The organism is Sphingopyxis sp. GW821-FHT12F08 (genome assembly GCF_058806755.1).
In genome coordinates this window covers 860,614-879,587 of sequence record NZ_JBXAQA010000001.1, presented here as the reverse complement: position 1 = coordinate 879,587, position 18,974 = coordinate 860,614, and the positions used below count along the sequence as shown (strand labels likewise).

Sequence of the window (18,974 nt, the reverse complement as noted above, 5' to 3'; positions counted from 1 at the left end):
ACCCGCGCGCGGGTGCCGAACGCCCTGCCTGTCCAAAGGTCTGTCGATGATCAACGCCGCCGCCAGCGAGGAGCAACCCGTCGTCCTGATCGTCGACGACGATGCGGAGGTGCGCACCGCGATCGGCGAGTTGATGCTGTCGGTCGGGATCGAAGCGACGTCCTATGCCTCGACGCGCGAGCTGCTCGAATCGCCGCTGCTCGCGCGGGCGGGCTGCCTCGTCCTCGACGTGCGCATGCCGGGATCGAGCGGGCTCGACCTGCAGCAGCATCTCGCGGGCGCGGGCATTTCGAAACCGATCGTCTTCCTGACCGGGCACGGCGACATCCCGATGTCGGTGCAGGCAATGAAGGCGGGGGCGGTCGATTTCCTGACCAAACCGGTGCGCGACCAGACTTTGCTCGACGCGGTGATGGCCGGGGTCGAGCGCGACGTCGCCGAGCGCGAAAGCGCGCGCATCGTCCAGCAGCATGTCGAGCGCTTCGCGACGCTGACCCCCCGCGAAAGCCAGGTCATGCGCGAAGTCTCGCGCGGCCGGCTCAACAAGCAGATCGCCTTCGACCTCGGCATCACCGAGATCACGGTCAAGCTCCATCGCAGCAACGTCATGAAGAAAATGCAGGCAGCGTCGGTCGGCGAACTGATCCGCGCGTGGGAGAAATTGCCCCTCCAGCTTCGCGAAACGCCATGAGCCTAATCCTTGGTATAGTTACAAACTCTTATGCGCTGGCCGACAGTGGTAGCATTGGCCGCACCGGTCGCATGAGAAAGAGCCAAGGCACGTGGCCAAGATTCCCCTTGTCGCAGTCGTGGACGATGACGAAGCCGTCCGCGAAGCGCTGTGCGAATTGCTGATGGTTGCGGGGCTCGACTGTACGGCCTTTGATGGGGCGCCGGCCTTTCTCGCCGCCGACGCCGCGACGTTCGACGGGCTGATCACCGATATCCGGATGCCCGGCATGACCGGCATCGACCTGCTCGAGCGGCTGCGCAGCGTGGCGCCCGGGCTTCCCGCGATCGTCCTCACCTCGGTCACCGACGCGCATGATCGCCGCCGCGCACTCGACCTCGGCGCGCGCGCCTGGCTGACCAAGCCGGTCGCCGACGACGTGCTGCTGGGTCACCTCAAGGCGGTGCTGGGCGAGGACGGCTTCGACTGGCCCGAAACCCCGCTGGGATGAGCGACGCGGCGCTGGACAAGGGGCCCGCGCCGCCGCGCGAACCCGACATCGCCGATCTCGCGTCGGAAAGCGTGATCGTCTTCGATTCCGCGGGCACAATCCGCTACTGGAATCCCGCGTCGGAGGCGCTCTACGGTTGGCCGGCGGTGGCGATGGTCGGGCGCGGCATCGGCCATCTGTCCGAACGCAGCGCCGACGAGGGCGCGCATTGGCACATGCTTGTGCAGGAGGGGACCTGGCGCGGGGTGGTCAGCCGCCGCACGCCATCGGGCGCCGCGGTCGCGGCCGACATCCGCCAATATGTGCGCTTCAACACCGACGGCACACCGCGCGACGTCGTCGAATATGGCCGCCGCTCGGCCGACGATACGGCGGGCGACGGCGACGGCTGGCACATCCCCGACCGGATGATGGCCGCCGCCGGCGAGATCGACGTCGCTGCCGGGCTGCCCCAGGTTGCGGAGATCGTCGCGCTGCGTCAGGCGGGCGCGGATGACGACCCCGCGCGGCTGACCACGCTCGGGCTCGAACTGGTCCAGGCCTCGCGCATCGTCGATGTCAACGAACGGCTGATGCGGCTGGTCGGCGGCAATCGCGGCCGCCCGTTGATGATCGGCCAGTCGGTCGCCGCCTTCTGGCCGATCGAGAGCCGCCCCGCGCTCGCCGAGCTGATCGTCGATGCGGTCGCCGCCGATCGCCGCGACGTCACCTATCGGCGCCAGATGCCGTCCGACGGCATCTTGCGCGACCCGGTGCTGACGATCTGGATTCCTCCCGAGGGGCCGCCTCACCGCATCCAGATGGCGATTAACGGGACGATCGACGACGACCGCTCCTATGTATATCTGCGCGCCAGCGAGGCGCGCTACCGCAAGCTCGTGCAATATATGCCGATGGCGCTGTGGCAGGTCGACGCCAGCCATATGGGCCGCATCTACGCCGAGATCCGCGCGCAGGGGGTCTCCGATTTCGCGGCCTATCTCGACGAACATCCCGAGCTGGTCGACTATGCGGCGACCAGCGTGCCGGTGACCGACGTCAACCGCGCCGCGATCGAGATGTTCGGCGCGACCAACGCGCTCGATCTGATGCGCCATGTCGGCTATCTGTTCACCGCGACCCCCGACGCGCTGCGCAACGTGATGATCGGCCGCTTCAACGGCCAGCAGAACCATGCCGAGCCGATCAAGGTGCGCACGCTCGACGGGCGGCTGCTCGACGTGCAATTTTCGGTGACCTACCCCAAGCCCCCGGTCGAGCTCGACGTCACCATCTTCTCGATGGTCGACGTGACCGAACGGATCAGCATCAGGGCCGAGCTCAGCCAGCTGCAGGCCGATTTCGCACACGCGGCGCGGCTCTCGACGCTGGGCGAGCTGGCGTCGTCGATCGCGCACGAGGTCAACCAGCCGCTCGCCGCGATCGTCACCAACGCCGAAACCAGCCTGCGCTGGCTGGGGCGCGACGAACCCAATGTCGAAAAGGCGAAGGAGCTGACCTCGCGCATCGCCGCGAGCGCGCGGCGCGCCAACGACATCGTCCAGCGCGTCCGCGGCATGGCGGCCAAGCGCAAGCCCGAACGCGTTCCGCTCGACCTCAACGACGTCGTGCGCGAATCGCTGGCGTTCGTGCGCTACGAGATCGAATCTCACGCGATCCGCGTGACGACCGACCTCGGCCGCGGCTTGCCCAAGGCGATGGCCGACAGGGTGCAGCTGCAACAGGTGATCGTGAACCTGCTCGTCAATGCGGTGCAGGCGCTGGGCGTGGAGGTCGAGGCCGGGCGCGAGATCCAGCTGGCGACCGCCGCGGGCGAGGACGGGCTCGCCTTCACGCTGCGCGACACCGGGCCGGGCATTCCGCCCGATGATCTCGCGCGGGTGTTCGACGGTTTCTTCACCACCAAGGACGGCGGCATGGGGATCGGGCTTGCGATCTGCCACTCGATCATCGCCGAACATGGCGGCATGATCGCCGCGTCGAACCATCCGGGCGGCGGCGCAGAGTTCCGCTTCACGCTTCCCGCCGAGGCGTGAGGGGAGGCGGCCGGGCCGCCTCCCACCCGTCGGTCAGCCCGCGGCCAGCCTCTTGCGCAGAAAGCCGATCGCCTGGCCGATCGCGCCGCGCGCGGCGGGGGTCGCGGCGATCGGGTTGAGCATCACGAAATCGTGGATCGTGCCGTTGTAGCGCGCCGAGATCACCGGAACCCCGGCCTGCGCCAGCTTGCGGGCATAGGCCTCGCCCTCGTCGCGCAGCACGTCATTCTCGTCGAGAGGGTAGGGTGGATCCGACCGGACATGACCCTCGACGCTGAAGCTGTAGAACAGCACTTATTGCATCACCGTCCGCTCGCCCATCATCCGATGCGGATGTCGCACCGCCGGTCATTTGCTTCCTGCTTACGATATTTATCCAATGCATTTGCACCGGACGGCGATGCCGTCGTCCGGTGCAACCGGATCCGAACATTGGCGCAATTAGGTTTTGACCCGGTGAACTGGTAGCGCTACCAAAATACGGCGGGCCGCGATCGAACGACGGCTGTTGGGAGGGTCTGGATGAAAAAGGCGATGATGCTGGCCGCGTCGATGGCGTCGATGGCAGCGCCGGCAAACAGTATGGCGACGCCGCGCGGACTGCCCGTCGGGGTTTGCATCAACATGGGCAACAGCCTCGAACCGCCAACGGAAACCGGATGGGGCGGGCATCGCATTGCCGACGGCGATTTTGCCAATATCGCCGCGGCCGGTTTCAAGACCATTCGCTTGCCGGTGCGCTGGGACAGTCACGCCGGAAAAGAGGCGCCCTACACGATCGAGCCGGCCTTCCTCGCGCGGGTGCAGCATCTGGTGGTCGCGGCGCAGGCGGCGGGGCTCAACGTCATCCTCGACAGCCATAATTTTGAATCGATGCACAGCGATCCGCTGGGTAGCGCTTCGCGGTTCGCCGGCATCTGGAAACAGATCGGTGCCGCCTTTGCCGGGCAGCCGACCAAGACATTGTGGTTCGAACTCGAGAACGAGCCGCACGACAAATTCACCAATGCCAATCTGCTCGAAGCGCTGTCGCCGGCGCTAGCCGCGGTGCGCGCGACCAATCCCGACCGGCCGGTGATCGTCGGCGGCGAATTCTGGAGCGGCATCGATTCGCTCGCAACGCTGAAACTGCCCGACGACCCGCACGTCTATCCGACCTTTCATTATTACGAGCCGTTCGACTTCACCCATCAGGGCGCGACATGGGTCGATCCGGTGCCGCCGCCGGGACGCGCCTATGGCAGCGCGGACGATGCCGCGCGGCTGGTGCGCGATGTGCAGAAGATTCGCGACTATAGCGAAAGGACCGGGCTGCTCCCCTTCATGGGCGAAACCGGGGCGCATACGACGGTGCCGCTCGATCAGCGGGTGCAATATCATGCCGCGGTGACCAGGGCCTTCGCTCCGCTCGGCATCGGCATGTGCACCTGGGCCTATACCAACACCTTTCCCTTCTATGACAGCGACAAGAAGGCGTGGTTGTCCGGGATGCGCGGCGCGATCGGGCTGGCCGACCCGACGCGCGCGCCGGCGCCTGCCGCGGCATCGCCGCCGGCCGCGGGCGAGCGGCAGGCGACCCCCGAACTGCAGGCGCTCGACGACAGCCTGCCCGGCACGCTGATCAACGACCCCTCCGCGCTGAACTGGTCGACCTTCGGCACGATCATGAAGGCGAAGATCGTCAAGTCGGCCGACATCCCGGGCGGCGGCGCCGCGATGCAGTTCGCGCTGCAAGCGCTGGGGGTCGCCGCCTATGATGCCGGCGCCAATGTGCCGATCCGCACCGCGCTGCGCGCCAGGGGCGATTATGTCGCGGCCTTTTGGGCGCGCACGGTCAAGTCCGATGCCCCCGACGGCAAGGGACGGATCGGCGTCCGTTTCCAGCAGAATGTCGCGCCCTATGCGGGGTTCGGCGACACGGTGCTGACCGTCGGGTCCGAATGGCAGCTCTATGAGGTTCCCGCCACGGCCGACCGCGATGTGCCGAAGGGGCAGGCGGTTCTCGGGCTGCAACTGGCCGGCGCGCGGCAGACGATCGAGATCGGGCAGGTCATCGTCGTCGAGGGCGCCAAGTCGATCCGCCAGGCGCCCACGACTGCGGCGCCCGCCGCCGACCCGGAACGGCCGCCGCAACTCGCGGGCAAGGGCGATCTGCTCAACGACCCGGCGAACCGCGCCTGGCTGCTCTATGGCGACAAGCAGGTGGCAAAGGCGACGACCACCAACGTCTATGGCCGCGTCGCGACCCTGCTGACGGTCGGCGCGGCGGGCGCCAATGCGTTCGACGCGGGCGCCGCGGTGCCGTTGCGCGACGCGATCGCGAAGGGCGACCGGCTCCGCATCGCGGTGCTGGCGCGCACCGTATCGGCATCGACCCCCGACGGGCAGGGCAAGCTGGCGATCCGGGTGCAGCGGAACGCCGCGCCTTATGACGGCTTTGCCGACAATATGCTGACGGTCGGTCCGAACTGGCGGCTCTATCAGATCGGCACCACCGCGTCGCTGGCGCTCGCGGCGGGGACGGGGCAGTTGGCGCTGCATACCGCCGGGGCGGCGCAGGCGATCGAGATCGGGCCGGTCTATGTGTTGCGTGAAGCCGACCCCGCAGCGAGCGAATGAGCGCTGCACGGCCGTTTGCGATGCTGACGCTGACCGCGGGCGCCGCGCGCCTGACGCTGGTGCCGGCGGCGGGCGGGGCAGTTGCGGCGTGGCGTGTCGGCGATCAGCCGATGTTTTACGAGACCGGCATCGCCGCCGCACCCGGGTGGGATCCGCTGGCGATGGCGAGCTTCCCGCTCGTGCCCTATTCGAACCGCATCGGCGGCGGTTCTTTTGCGTGGGACGGGCTCCCTTATCGACTGCCCCCGAACAAGGCGGGATTCGCCGAGCCGTTGCACGGCATTGGCTGGCTGCAGGCGTGGGCCGTCGCGGAATGCGGCGATGGATATGCGGTGGTGCGGTATGAGCATCGCGGCGATGCGGACTGGCCCTGGGCCTTTTGCGCCGAGCAACGTTTCGAACTGACGACCGCCGGGATGAAAATCGATCTGGCCGTGACCAATCTCGACACCGTTGACGCGCCGCTCGCGATCGGCATGCATCCCTATTTCGACGCGGCGGGCGCGCATCTGCAATTCGCCGCCGAACGGATCTGGCATGCGGGGCCCGACCAGTTGCCGGTTCGCGCCGCGGAACCCGATGCAACGACCGATTTTGCCGCGGGGCGCATGGTGGCGTATAGCCGGCTCGATAATGGCTATGACGGTTGGGATGGCCGCGCCGCCATCTGGTGGGACGAGCGTCCGCTCGGGCTGACTATCCTGTCCGACCTGCCGTGTGCAGTCGTTTACACCCCCGCCGATGCCGGTTTCTTCTGCTTCGAACCCGTGCCACACAGCAACAATGCGCTGAACCTTGGCGGCGCGGGGCGGCCTATGCCAGTCGCCGCGCATGGTGAGACGATCCGCGCGCGCGTCGCCTTTGACCTATGGGAGCTTGCATGACCGGGGGGGCGGCGCCGATCCGCACGATCGTCATCGTCGGCGGCGGCACCGCGGGCTGGATGGTCGCCGCCGCCGCGGCGCGGTTCCTGAACGACGGCCAGCGGCGGATCCTGCTGGTCGAATCCGACGCCATCGGGACGGTTGGCGTCGGCGAGGCGACGATCCCGCCGATCCGCGATTTCAACCGCATGCTCGGCATCGACGAGGCCGAGTTTATCCGCGAGACGCAGGCGACCTTCAAGCTGGGGATCGAGTTCGTCGACTGGGGCGCGCTCGGCGAACGCTACCTGCATCCCTTCGGCGACCCGGGGCATAATTTCGAAGGCATCGCGTTTCACCAGTTCTGGCTGAAGCACCGGCGCGATCCGCGCATCCGGCCCTTCACCGATTATTTCATCACGGGGGCAGCGGTGCGCCACCGCGGCTATGCGCCGCAAAGCGGCGATCCGCGCTCCCCCCTGCACCAGATGGCGGCGGCCTATCATTTCGACGCCGCGCTTTACGCGGCCTTCCTGCGCCGCCGTGCCGAGGCGGCCGGGGTCGCGCGGATCGAGGGACGGATCGAGGGCGTCGATCGTGACGGGGCGAGCGGGCATGTCAGGTCGCTGCGCCTTACGGGCGGGCACGACGTAGCAGGCGATTTCTTCATCGACTGTTCGGGTTTCGTCAGCCTGCTGCTGGGCGGGGAAATGGGGGTGGCGTATCGCGACTGGTCGCGCTGGCTGCCGTGCGACCGGGCGATGGCCGTGCCGTCGGCGCGGATCGACCCGCTGATCCCGGCGACGCGCGCCACCGCGCACGGTTTCGGCTGGCAATGGCGCATTCCGCTCCAGCACCGCACCGGCAACGGCATCGTCTGGTCGAGCCGCTATGCGACCGACGACGAGGCGCGGGGGACATTGCTCGGGCATCTGGACAGCGAACCGCTGGCCGAACCGCGCCCGCTGCGCTTCACGGCGGGCGTCCGCGAGCGATTGTGGGAGGGCAATGTCGTCGCGCTGGGCCTGGCGGGCGGGTTTATCGAGCCGCTGGAATCGACGAGCATCCACCTGATCCAGACCGGGATCAACAAGCTGTTCTGGCTGTTTCCCGACATGGCGTTCAGCACGGTCGAGCGCGACGAATACAACCGGCTGATGATCGACCAATATGAATATGTCCGCGACTTCATCGTTCTGCATTACAAGGCGACCGTGCGCAGCGACACGCCCTTCTGGCGCGACATGGCGGCGATGGATATCCCCGACAGCCTGGCGCAAAAGATCGAATTGTTCCGCACCAAGGGCCGCATCCGCCGCTTCGACCATGATCTGTTCGGCATCGCCAATTGGGCGGCGGTCATGCTGGGGCAGAATATCGTCCCCGACGGTTACGACCCGCTCGTCGATGCGACCGATGACGACCGGATCGTCGCGGCGATGGAACGGATCGCATCGGTGTTCGAAACCCAAGCGCGCGCGATGCCCGGCCACGCCGACCATATCGCGCGGCTGGTCGGGAACTAACGCGGCCCCATCAGCCCGCGCAGCACGAAATTGCGGATCGTTTCGTCGCGTTCGGGCGACGCCGCGCCTTGCACGCCTTGCGCGTGGGGCGGCAGGTGATCGGCGGCGCGCGCGCCGTCGTCGCCGAAGATGAAATGGTCGAACCACGTCCGCCAGGCGGCGCGCTCGGCGGCGGGCAGGTCGCGGATCGCGAGCAGACTGTGGGCAAAGGCGAGCAACGGCGAACTCCCGGCCCCGGCATCGCACCAATAGTTGACCATCAGGTTGAGCGGCCCGGTGGCGCGGATGTTGTGCCACCAGAGCGACGGAATGTAGATCGCGTCGCCCGGATCGAGCGTCGCGACCCGGGCGGTGGCCATCGCGCCGGCAAAGCGCGGGTAGCGCGCGAGGTCGGGATCGTCGACCGCGACCATGCTCACCGGCTGTCCCGCCGGGGTCTTGTTGAGCGGGCCGAGATAGAGGTTCGCGACCTGATCGGGTGGAAAAAGGACGAACCGCCGGACGCCGGACACGACGGCCGCGATATTGTCCGACTGATCGAAATGGGTCGCAATATGCGACGCGTTGCCGGTCCATAGCCGCGGTGTGGCACCCGGTGCCTCGACCGGCAGCATATGGTCGGCGAGAAAGCCGGGCATGAAATCGGCCGCCGGGGTCGAACCGGCGTAAAAGCCGGGCGGGTCGGCTTGCCCGCTCGCCCAGAGCAGGCGATCGAGCAGTTCGGCCATCGTCGCCCGCTCCGTGCGGAAGTTGAAGCCCGCCATGTCGCTGCGATAGAAATAATGGCCCTGCGTTCCCGGCGGTGCGGTGAAGACGTTCATCGGCGCACCTTGGCCATAGCCAGCCAGCCGCTGCGCCAGCGCCGCGATGCCTTGCCGCCCCGCCGCGACCAACGGCCAGTGCGCGGTCAGCCCGCGCAGCACCAGCGGGCGACCGTTCGCCGCCGCCAGGGCCGCTTGCGCGGTCCCGGCATCCGTCGCGTCGGTTTCTGCGACCGGCTCCGCCCGGGCCAGCCAGTCATTCACGGGCAGGGGATCATCACGTCCGCGACCGAAGCGAGCCGCACCTCGGCGAGGCTGAAGCGCGTCGCGCCGTCGGTGGTCAGCCGGAAGGGCGTTTCGACCTTGCTCATGTCGGCCCCCTTAGCAGCAAAGCATTTGAGCGGCACGCCATAGCTGCGCCATTCGCCCGCAGGTGCGACGGAAAGCGCCGCGAAAGGGATCGGCGTGCGGTTGAAGACCAGCGTTGCGGGCTCCTTTGGCGGCTGATCGACGCGTATCGTCGCGACCAGCAACAGATCGCCGTTGCTCTCGCGCGTCAGCTCGACGGGGGCGTGGCTCGACACTTCGACCGTCGCCGGCCCGCCGGCGATGGCGAACTGGCGCGCGCCCTCCTGGACGATATGGTCGATCGCACTGACGGTCACGCGGCCCCCCAATGCCTTGGCCGGGACGGTGGTGATCCGCGTCGTGTCGCCCGCACCGTCCAGCACGCGCAGCGACCAGGATGCCGCGGGCACCCCGCGCGCGAACCAGACGGTGCCGCTTTCGGTTGCTTCGACCCCGGGCTCTTCGGACAGCATGGTCCACGCCGGCTTGTCCGCCAGCCCCAGCCCATAGCCGAACGGGTAAAGCGCGGGTCCGTCGGCGCGTGCGGTGGCGGGCCAGGCGGTGGGCAGCTTGCCGGTGAAATCGAAGCGCGGCTTGCCGTCCTTGCGCGCAATCAACAGGTCGGCGACCCCGCCGCCCTCCGACCCCGGCAGCCAGGCCGCGACGAAGGCATCGGCGATGTTGAGCTCGGGGTTCATGAACAGCGGCCGCCCGCTGATCATCACCGCGATCACCGGAATGCCCTGCGCCTTCAATTTCTGCATCGTCGCAAAGGGCGCACGCAATTCGGGACGAAGCTGGAGCGTCTTCAGGTCGCCCTGAAATTCGGCGTAAGGCGTTTCGCCGAACACCACGATCGCCGCGTCGGGCCTTTTCTTGTATGCGCCGTCGGGTGTCAGTTCGGCGCTGCCGCCCACTGCCTTGACCGCGTCATCCAGCCCCTTCCAGATCGAGGTGGCGCCGGGAAAGTTGGCGTTGGTGACGTCGGTGCCTTGCCAGGTGAGCGTCCACCCCCCCGACTGACGCCCGATATCGTCGGCGGCATCGCCCGCGACGAGGACATGGCTCCCCGGCTTGATCGGCAGCACGCCGCCTCGATCCTTGAGCAGCACCAGCGATTTGCGCACCGCCTCGCGCGCGATCGCGCGATGCGCGGGGGCGCCGAGCAAATCCCACTGGCCCGCATAGCGCCGGTCCGACGGCTTGCCCGCTTCGAACAGCCCCAGCCGCATCTTGACGCGCAGAATCCGCCCGACGGCATCGTCGATCCGCGCCATCGGCACGGTCCCGTCCTTCGCCTGCGCGACGAGCGAGGTCCACATCGCCTTCCAGCTGTCGGGCGCCATCACCATGTCGAGCCCGGCATTCACCGTCTGCGGGCACGATGCGTTGGTACATCCGGCGACCTGGCCATGTGCGTTCCAGTCGCTGACGAGGAAGCCGTCGAAGCCCATATGATCCTTGAGCAGGTCGGTGAGGAGCGACTTGTTTCCCGTATTCTTGACCCCGTTCCAGCCGGAGAAGCTGATCATGATCGTCGCGACGCCCTGTTCGAGGGCGGGGACATAGGGCGCGCCGTGGATGTCGCGCAGTTCCTCCTCGCCGATCCGCGCGTCCCCCTGATCGCGACCGTCGACGGTCCCGCCGTCGGCCAGATAATGTTTGGTAGAGGCGATGACATAGGGTCCCTGCAGCAGGTTGGTCCCGTCGGCCGGACCCTGCAACCCACGTATCATGCGGCCGACATAGTCGCTGACCAGCGCCGGGTCGGACGAATAGCCCTCATAGGCGCGGCCCCAGCGATAATCCTGCGGCACCGTGACCGTCGGGGCAAAGGTCCATTCCATCCCCGTCGCGCGGATTTCGAGCGCGGTCGCCCTGGCGATACGCTCGATCAGATCGGGGTCGCGGGCGGCGCCAAGGCCGACATTGTGCGGAAACAACGTCGCGCCGACGATGTTGCTGTGACCATGGACCGCGTCGGTTCCCCAGATGATCGGGATGCCCACTCGGTCGCCGCTGGGATCGATCGACGCGGCGTGGAAAGCATCGGCAAGTGCCAGCCATTTTTCGGGCGCGGCGAACTCGTCGTTCCCGGGGGCGCTGTTGCCGCCGTTGAGGATCGAACCGAGATGATAGGTTTTTGCCTCTTCCGGCGTGACGCTGGCGATATCGGCCTGGACGATCTGCCCGACCTTTTCCTCGATCGTCATCCGCGCGATCAGCGCGGCGATGCGCGCTTCGGTTGCGGCATCGCGCGGCAAGGGCCAGCGCGGCGCCGGCCATTTTTCGGGATGCGCGGTCGCCTCGGGCGGGGTCGGAGCCAGGAGCAGCGATGGCCCCTGCGCGCCCGTCGGCGCCGCGCAGGCGGACAATAGCAAGGGAAGCAGCCAGGTCGGGTTGCGCATCATGAACCTTTCATCGGGGGGCGTGCGGCGCGCCGGATTGGGCCGCCCGGGTGATCGTCGTCCTGACGATATCCTCGGGCAGCGCGAGCGCGGTGGGGTCGATGCGGCGCGGCGGTGGCCGCAGCGCCATCAGTCGTGCGAGCCACTGGCCCGGCGCGATCGGGTCGAGTTCGCGCGGTGCGACGCGTCCGCGCGCGTCGAACGCGGCGAGGATTGCGGCAAGGCCGTCGGGGCGCGGGGTGTCGTCGGGTCCGAAACACAGGCTGCTCCAGTCGGCGAGCGCATCGTGCGCGATGGCGGCACGGCGGACATATTCGCCGATGTCGCGGGCTTGGCCGTTCGGCCGCGGCAACAGGGCGACGAGGCGCAATATATCTTCCAACGCGGCGCCGAGCAGGTTGCCGTCGCTGACGGGCACATGGACGGCCGCCCCACCGATCGCGACGGCATTGGCCTGCCAGCTTTGCTCGAGGCGACCCGAAGCGCGGCCATCGACGCCCGGCGCGATCGTCGCGCACCACAGCCGGGTCTGCCAGCCCAGGCTGTCGCGTGTCTCCGTCAGCGTCTCTTCGCCCGCCGCGCCGTCGCCTTCTGCCGTGACGGCAAGTGTGCGCGGCGGGACCGTCGCAGACCAGTCGCGCCATCTCGTTTCGAGCGCGGTCAACAGGCGCGAACGCGGGCCGGCGGCATCGATGTAAAGGTCGGCGGTCAGCGTCCCGCCCGCTGCGGTGACGATGCGTTCTATGGCATGGCCGTCGGTTTCTATCCCGATGTCCTCGCTCTCGTGCCGCACGACGCCCAAGGCCGCGGCCATGTCGCCAAGCAGCGCGGCGTAGGCGGCCGGATCGAAGCGGGCGCCGAAACCCCCTTCGTCGCCATGCGCATCGCGCAGCGCCAGCAGCATCGCGGCGAAGTCGGGCGACGCGTCGCCGGTGCCGCCGCGGTGACGGAGCCAGAGCTGGTGCAGCGCGACGCCTTCGACAAAGGGGATGGCGGCAGTACACGCCTCGCGTATTTCGGGCCGGCCGGGGCCGCCATAGCGGCGCAGGTGAACCGCTTCAGCGCGCGCGCGCTGGATGAAAAGCCTGGGGTCAAGGCCGATCTGGCGATGGAATTTTTGGATGACGGGACTCGCCGCGCCAAGCAGGTCGATCCAGCCATCGGGCGCTGATGGCAACTGGACGAGCGCGACATCGGCGCCGGGCAGCGCGCGGCGCAGCGCGATGGCGGCCGCGAGCCCGACGATGCCGTCGCCGACGACCAGCACCGAGCGCGTCAAGGCGGGCGAACCGGTCACGCCGCCTCCCACGCGCCGGACGACCGCAGATAGGCGGCATGATCGGGCCATGCCGCGACGCGCTGGCGGATCGCGCCGCCGAGTTCGTCCAGCGACTGCGCGATGCGGTCCTGCGGCGGGACGTCGGCGCGCTGGTCGTAACCGCGCGGCATCACCCCCTGGCCCAGATAGACCGCGACCCAGCTCGCCTCGAGGAACAGGCCCTCGGTATAGAGTTCGACGCGCCCGGTGTCGCGCCACAGCGCCATCTTGCGCTCGAGTTCGGGGGGCAGCGCCATGGTGCGGACATGGTTCCAGAAGTCTGAATCGTCGCGCCGCGTCGCGTGATAATGGAGGATCAGGAAATCGCGGATGCGATCATATTCGCGGTCGACCAGCGCGTTGAACGCATCGCGATCGGCGGGGTCGATGCGGCGTTCGGGGAACAGTTCGACCAGCCGCGTCACCGCCTGCTGGACCAGATGGATGCTCGTCGATTCGAGCGGTTCGAGGAAGCCGCTGGCCAGCCCGATCGCGACGACATTGCGGTCCCAGCTTCGGGTGCGCCGTCCGGCGCGAAAGCGCAGCACGCGCGGGTCGGCGAGCGGTTCGCCCTCGACCGCGCCCAGGATCGCGCCGCAGGCCTCGTCGTCGGACAGATGCGCGCTCGAATAGACATAGCCATTGCCGACCCGGTGCTGGAGCGGGATGCGCCAGCGCCAGCCGGCGGACATCGCGGTCGCGCGCGTATAGGGTTCGATCGGACCTTCCGGCGCGGTGCAGGGCAATGCGGCGGCGCGGTCGCACGGCAACCAGTGCGACCAATCCTCCCATGGCGAGCCCAGAGTCTCGCCGATCAGCAGCGCGCGAAAGCCCGAGCAGTCGACGAACAAATCGCCCGCGACGACATCGCCGCGATCGGTACGCAGCGCAGCGATGTCGCCCGTTTCGCCGTCGCGTTCGACCGCCACGACCTTGCCTTCGCTGCGCCGCACGCCATGCGCCTCGGCAAAAGCGCGCAGCATCGGCGCCATGCGCGTGGCGTCGAACTGATAGGCGTAGCTATAGCTGCTATCGAGGAAATCGCCGTCGTCGGGGATCGGCGCAAAGCGCCTGGCGCGCGAAGCGACGATGGGGAGCGAAAAATCGCAGATCGGCGGGACGTGCCCCGCGGCCCTCATTCGCAGCCAATAATGGTGGAAACCGACCCCGGCGATGTCGGTGCCATAGGCGCCGAAGGGATGGAGATAACGCTCGCCGATCGCGCCAAAATCGACAAAATCGATCCCCAGTTTGAAGGTCGCGCGCGTCCGGCGCATGAATTCCATCTCGTCGAGCCCGAGACGGCGAATGAATTCGCGCAGATGCGGCAGCGTCGCCTCGCCGACCCCGACGATGCCGATCTCCTCGGATTCGACGAGATGGATATCGGCCTGTCCGGGCAGCAGCCTGGCGAGCGCCGCGGCGGTCATCCAGCCGGCGGTGCCGCCGCCCAATATGACGACGCGGACGGGTTCGGGGGAGGTCAAGGCGCGGTGTCTGCACGCGCGGCGTGGGGACCGACGACCGCGCCGGTGAACAGCCCGGCGCCGACGGTGGCGAGCACCGAGGCATCGACATCGGCCGTCAGCGTCTGCCAATCCTCTGCCCCGGCAGCGCGCCACCGCAGGGCGGCCTTTTCGCGGTTCAAGCGGATCTGCAAATCGATCGCTGTCGGACCCTTGTCGCCGAGCGGGGTCTGATGGACCACCGCGCCGTCGGCGGGTTCGGTCGCGCTGCCGCGACGGCGCAGCACGATCGCATCGCCCCCCGCCAGCCGCTCGCGGCCGAAGAAAAGGAAATGATCCTCGTCGGTGAGCGCGAGCAGCCCGGCGCGGTCGCCCATTGCGGTGGGCGCAAAGGTGACGCGGGTTTCGAAAACGGCCTGGTGGTGGCGCAGCCGCTTGCCGACGAAGCTCGGCTGGCCGAGCGATCCCGCGGCCACCGGACGCGCGGTCAGTTGCAGCGCGCCCTTGCTGCCCGTCAGGTTCCACCAGGCGCGACCGTGCGGGGTGCGCAGCATCATCCAGTCGAGCGCCAGGCGGGGATCGTCGAACTCGTCGCGCCAATGGTCGAGCGTGTCGCCTTCGAAGGCGGGTAGGGCCGGGCGCTTGCCGGCCGGCGCGATCGCCGTTCCCGACGGCAGGATCAGCGGCCAACCGTCCTTCCATTGTACGGGCAACAGGAACGTCTCGCGCCCCAAATTGGTCTGCTGTCCCGCATAGGGCCGCGTCGCGAGAAAGACCGCCCACCAGCTGCCGTCGGCGATCCGGACGAAATCGGCGTGGCCCGTCGCCTGCACCGGCCATGCGCGGCCTGCGGGCAGATCGCGCTGGGTCAGAATCGGGTTGTTGGGGCCGGGTCGATAGGGGCCGGTGATTGTGTCGGCGCGGTAGATCGTCTGGCTGTGCCGGTCGGCAGTGCCGCCTTCGGCCGCGGTCAGATAATAATGGCGCCCCACCTTGTAGATATGCGGCCCTTCGGCCCACACGGGCTTGTCGGCGGGATGAACGCCCTTGTCGACGAGCAGGGTGCGCGTCGGCGCCATCTTCATCGCCGCCAGATCGATCTGCTGCAGCCACAGCGCGCGGTGGCCGTCATATTCGGGCGGTCCGGGCGGCGCATCATTATAGGCGATCCACGCGCGGCCATCGTCGTCGACGAACAGCGACGGGTCGATGCCGCCGAAGTCGAGCCAGCGCGGGTCGGACCAGGGGCCCGCCGGATCGTCGGCGGAGATGATGAAATTGCCGCCGCAATCGATGCAGGTGTTCACGATATAGAAGCGCCCGCCGTGATGGCTGATCGCGGGCGCGAACAGCCCGCGCGTGACCCCGACCTTGCCGATCGTCAGCTGACCCGGGCGGTCGATGGCGTTGCCGATCTGGCGCCAGTGGACGAGGTCGCGGCTGTGATAGACGGGCAGGCCGGGAAACCAGCTGAAGGTCGAATTGACCAGATAAAAATCGTCGCCGACGCGGACGATCGACGGGTCGGGCTGGAAACCGGGCCGCACCGGATTGGCGAAATCGCCGGGTCCGGCGGTTGCCGATTCGGTATCCGGCGTGCCGGAATATGCGACATGGTCGAAGGTCGCGACCGGCGGCGCGCCGGATTGCGCCGCGGCCGGCGTGGCCGCCAGACTCCATGCCGCCCAGGCAATATAGCGCCAACCCCGCAACTCGCATCTCCCGCCCATTCGTCCGGTCGGGCGCTTGTCCCGCCCGGCGAATGATTTTCTGATCGCCAACCTTGACACGACCCCCTAGAGCGTGATGGTAGCGCTATCACGACAATGGCTGTGGGGAGGTTTCAGGTCAATGGGTTTTGCGTTGGGGGCCGTTTTGCCGTCCGATTGGCGCTCCGCGCGCTTGCTCGGGCGCGTGGACTTTGGCGCCGGGCCGACCCCGGTGCTAATCGACGGCGGCACGCTCTATGATCTGACGATGAGCGCCGCGACGGTATCGGCGGCGGTTGCGCGGCGGCAATGGCTGCCGGAGCACGGGATCGCCGTCGCCGACCTCGACCTCGACGCACCTTCACTGCCCGACGGCGCGACCCTGCTCAGCCCGATCGATCTGCAATGCATCAAGGCGGCGGGGGTGACCTTCGCCGTCTCGGCCATCGAGCGCGTGATCGAGGAACGCGCGCGCGGCGATGCGTCGCAGGCCGCGAGCCTCCGCGCCGGGCTCGAGCAGCATATCGGACAGGGCATCCGCTCGGTCGTCCCGGGCTCGGCCGAGGCGGCGGCGCTCAAGGCGGCGCTGATCGCCGAGGGCATGTGGTCGCAATATCTGGAAGTCGCGATCGGCCCCGATGCCGAGGTGTTCACCAAATCGGCGGTGCTGTCGTCGGTCGGCCATGGTGCGCCGATCGGGGTGCGCTCCGATTCGAGCTGGAACAACCCCGAACCCGAAATCGCGCTGATCATCGACAGCGCGGGCGACGCGGTCGGCGCGACCTTGGGCAACGACGTCAATCTTCGCGATTTCGAGGGCCGCTCGGCGCTGCTGCTCGGCAAGGCGAAGGACAATAATGCCTCGGCGGCGCTCGGGCCGTTCATCCGCCTGTTCGACGAGGGCTTCACCATCGATGATGTCCGGGGCGCCGAGGTCGACCTGCGCATCGAGGGCGCCGACGGCTATGTGCTGACGGGCCAGAACCAGATGGGACAGATCAGCCGCGACCCGCTCGATCTCGCGGCGCAGGCGCGTAGCGAGCATCATTATCCCGACGGCTATGCGCTCTATCTCGGCACCTTGTTCGCGCCGACGCAGGATCGCGACGTGCCTGGCGGCGGGTTCACGCACAAGCTCGGCGACCGGGTGACGATCTCGGCCGCGCGGCTGGGGACGCTCGAGAATATCGTCACGACATCGCGCGATGCGCCGCCCTGGACGATGGGTATCGCCGAACTTTTCCGCAATCTCGCGAGCCGTGGGCTCGTCGATCGCATTTGAAGGACCTGTCCAAACAATGACTTTGAAACTCGGGCATTTGATCAACGGCGAGCGCGTGGGCGCCGACGGTGCAGCGCTGGAAAGCCTGAACCCGTCGAACACCGACGAGGTGGTGGCGCTGTTCCCTGCCGGCGATGCGGGGGCGGTCGACGCGGCGGTCGCCGCCGCGCGCGCCGCGCAGCCGGGCTGGGCCAATGCCTCGCCCGAAGTGCGCGCCGACCTGCTCGACAAGGTCGCGGCGACGATCATGGCGCGTGCCGCCGAGCTTGGCGAATTGCTCGCGCGCGAAGAGGGCAAGACCCGCGCCGAGGGCATGGGCGAGGTGCTGCGCGCCGCGCGGATCTTCCGCTATTTCGGCGGCGAGGCGCTGCGCCGCCACGGCCAGACGCTCGAATCGACGCGGCCCGGGCTCGATGTCGCGACCTATCGCGAGGCGGTCGGCGTCTATGGGCTGATCACACCCTGGAATTTCCCGATCGCCATTCCCGCATGGAAATCCGCCCCGGCGCTCGCTTTCGGCAATGCGGTGGTGATGAAGCCCGCCAATGTGACCCCCGCGACCGCAAGCGCGCTCGCCGACATCATCATGGAATGCGGCGCACCGCCCGGGGTTTTCAACATGGTGCTGGGGCAGGGCCAGGTCGGCGCGGCGATTGCCGACCATCCCGGCGTCGATGCCATGTCCTTCACCGGCTCGCAGGGCGTTGGCGCCAAGGTCGGCATGGCCGCGATGACGCGGCAGGCACGCGTGCAGCTGGAGATGGGCGGCAAGAACCCGCTCGTCGTCCTCGCCGATGCCGATCTCGACAAGGCAGTGGCGATCGCGCTCGACGGCGGTTTTTTCCAGACCGGCCAGCGCTGCACGGCCTCGTCGCGGGTGATCGTCGAGGATGCGATCCACGACCGTTTCGTCGCCGCGCTGGCGGACAGGGCCAGGGGCCTCCGCGTCGGCGCCGCGCTCGACCCCGAAACGCAGGTCGGACCCGCCGCGAGCGAAGCGCAGTTCGAACAGAATCTGCGCTACGCGAAGATCGCGGTCGACGAGGGCGGACGCTGCGTCGTCGGAGGCGATGCGGTGAAGGCGGATACGCCGGGCTATTATATGGCGCCGACGCTGATCGCCGACACCGATCCCGACATGCGGATCAACAACGAGGAAGTGTTCGGCCCGGTGGTCTCGACTGTCCGCGCGAAGGATTATGAGGCCGCGCTCGATCTCGCCAATGCCGGCGAGTTCGGGCTGTCGTCGGGCATCGTCACCAACAGCCAGAAGCATGTCCGCCATTTCCGCAAGCATGTCCGCGCCGGGATGGTGATGGTCAATCTGCCGACCGCGGGGGTCGATTATCATGTGCCGTTCGGCGGAACCCGCAAATCCAGCTATGGTGCGCGCGAACAGGGCTTTGCCGCGGTCGAATTTTATACCCAGATCAAGACGGTCTACACGGGGGATTGAG

General features: G+C 68.0%; 14 protein-coding genes. 8 read left to right on the top strand and 6 right to left on the bottom strand.

All coding sequences use genetic code 11. The features are described from left to right. Positions 1–46: 46 nt before the first annotated feature. The 3 genes from AC1RNQ_RS04260 to AC1RNQ_RS04250 all read left to right on the top strand — a co-directional run bounded on the left by AC1RNQ_RS04260 (position 47) and on the right by AC1RNQ_RS04250 (position 3,217). Positions 47–691: a response regulator transcription factor gene (locus tag AC1RNQ_RS04260; protein WP_493169192.1), complete on the top strand. Its 645-nt coding sequence runs from the start codon at positions 47–49 to the stop codon at positions 689–691. 91 nt (positions 692–782) lie between these two features. After that, complete coding sequence (locus tag AC1RNQ_RS04255) at positions 783–1,181, top strand: response regulator (protein ID WP_493169190.1); 399 nt, start codon at positions 783–785, stop codon at positions 1,179–1,181. Continuing rightward, on the top strand, positions 1,178–3,217 hold the full coding sequence (locus AC1RNQ_RS04250) for a PAS domain-containing sensor histidine kinase (protein ID WP_493169189.1): 2,040 nt from the start codon (positions 1,178–1,180) through the stop codon (positions 3,215–3,217). The genes AC1RNQ_RS04255 and AC1RNQ_RS04250 overlap by 4 nt, the downstream gene beginning before the upstream one ends. A 33-nt stretch (positions 3,218–3,250) precedes the next feature. On the opposite strand, the gene AC1RNQ_RS04245 is transcribed toward AC1RNQ_RS04250, so the two are convergent. After that, positions 3,251–3,511 (bottom strand): alpha/beta hydrolase, encoded by a 261-nt coding sequence (locus tag AC1RNQ_RS04245; RefSeq protein WP_493169187.1) that lies wholly within the window; start codon positions 3,509–3,511, stop codon positions 3,251–3,253. A 228-nt stretch (positions 3,512–3,739) separates the two neighbouring features. Here AC1RNQ_RS04245 and AC1RNQ_RS04240 point away from each other — a divergent pair, with 228 nt between their 5' ends. From AC1RNQ_RS04240 to AC1RNQ_RS04230, 3 genes are read left to right on the top strand one after another with little or no spacing between them, the layout of a single operon-like run. Further along, positions 3,740–5,836 carry a glycoside hydrolase family 5 protein gene (locus AC1RNQ_RS04240; protein ID WP_493169185.1) on the top strand — a complete coding sequence of 699 codons (2,097 nt, stop codon included), beginning with the start codon at positions 3,740–3,742 and terminating at the stop codon, positions 5,834–5,836. Continuing rightward, positions 5,833–6,720, top strand: a complete 888-nt coding sequence (locus AC1RNQ_RS04235; RefSeq protein WP_493169184.1) for an aldose 1-epimerase — start codon at positions 5,833–5,835, stop codon at positions 6,718–6,720. The genes AC1RNQ_RS04240 and AC1RNQ_RS04235 overlap by 4 nt, the downstream gene beginning before the upstream one ends. Further along, positions 6,717–8,225, top strand: coding sequence for a tryptophan halogenase family protein (locus AC1RNQ_RS04230; RefSeq protein ID WP_493169182.1), 1,509 nt, complete (start codon positions 6,717–6,719; stop codon positions 8,223–8,225). The genes AC1RNQ_RS04235 and AC1RNQ_RS04230 overlap by 4 nt, the downstream gene beginning before the upstream one ends. Here AC1RNQ_RS04230 and AC1RNQ_RS04225 read toward each other — a convergent pair. From AC1RNQ_RS04225 to AC1RNQ_RS04205, 5 genes are read right to left on the bottom strand one after another with little or no spacing between them, the layout of a single operon-like run. Next, on the bottom strand, positions 8,222–9,250 hold the full coding sequence (locus tag AC1RNQ_RS04225; protein WP_493169181.1) for a cupin-like domain-containing protein: 1,029 nt from the start codon (positions 9,248–9,250) through the stop codon (positions 8,222–8,224). The two genes, AC1RNQ_RS04230 and AC1RNQ_RS04225, sit on opposite strands and share 4 nt — an antisense overlap. After that, entirely contained in the window at positions 9,247–11,745 is a 2,499-nt protein-coding gene (locus AC1RNQ_RS04220) for a glycoside hydrolase family 3 protein (RefSeq protein WP_493169180.1), read from the bottom strand. Before AC1RNQ_RS04220 ends, AC1RNQ_RS04225 begins: the two co-directional genes overlap by 4 nt. A 7-nt stretch (positions 11,746–11,752) precedes the next feature. After that, complete coding sequence (locus AC1RNQ_RS04215) at positions 11,753–13,039, bottom strand: tryptophan 7-halogenase (protein WP_493169178.1); 1,287 nt, start codon at positions 13,037–13,039, stop codon at positions 11,753–11,755. After that, complete coding sequence (locus tag AC1RNQ_RS04210; RefSeq protein ID WP_493169177.1) at positions 13,036–14,547, bottom strand: tryptophan halogenase family protein; 1,512 nt, start codon at positions 14,545–14,547, stop codon at positions 13,036–13,038. The genes AC1RNQ_RS04215 and AC1RNQ_RS04210 overlap by 4 nt, the downstream gene beginning before the upstream one ends. Then, positions 14,544–16,238: a glycoside hydrolase family 43 protein gene (locus AC1RNQ_RS04205; protein ID WP_493169176.1), complete on the bottom strand. Its 1,695-nt coding sequence runs from the start codon at positions 16,236–16,238 to the stop codon at positions 14,544–14,546. Before AC1RNQ_RS04205 ends, AC1RNQ_RS04210 begins: the two co-directional genes overlap by 4 nt. 139 nt (positions 16,239–16,377) lie before the next feature. Between AC1RNQ_RS04205 and AC1RNQ_RS04200 the strand changes: the two genes are divergently transcribed. Next, positions 16,378–17,517, top strand: a complete 1,140-nt coding sequence (locus AC1RNQ_RS04200) for a fumarylacetoacetate hydrolase family protein (protein ID WP_493169174.1) — start codon at positions 16,378–16,380, stop codon at positions 17,515–17,517. A 16-nt stretch (positions 17,518–17,533) separates the two neighbouring features. Then, on the top strand, positions 17,534–18,973 hold the full coding sequence (locus AC1RNQ_RS04195; RefSeq protein ID WP_493169173.1) for an aldehyde dehydrogenase family protein: 1,440 nt from the start codon (positions 17,534–17,536) through the stop codon (positions 18,971–18,973). Position 18,974: the final 1 nt, after the last annotated feature.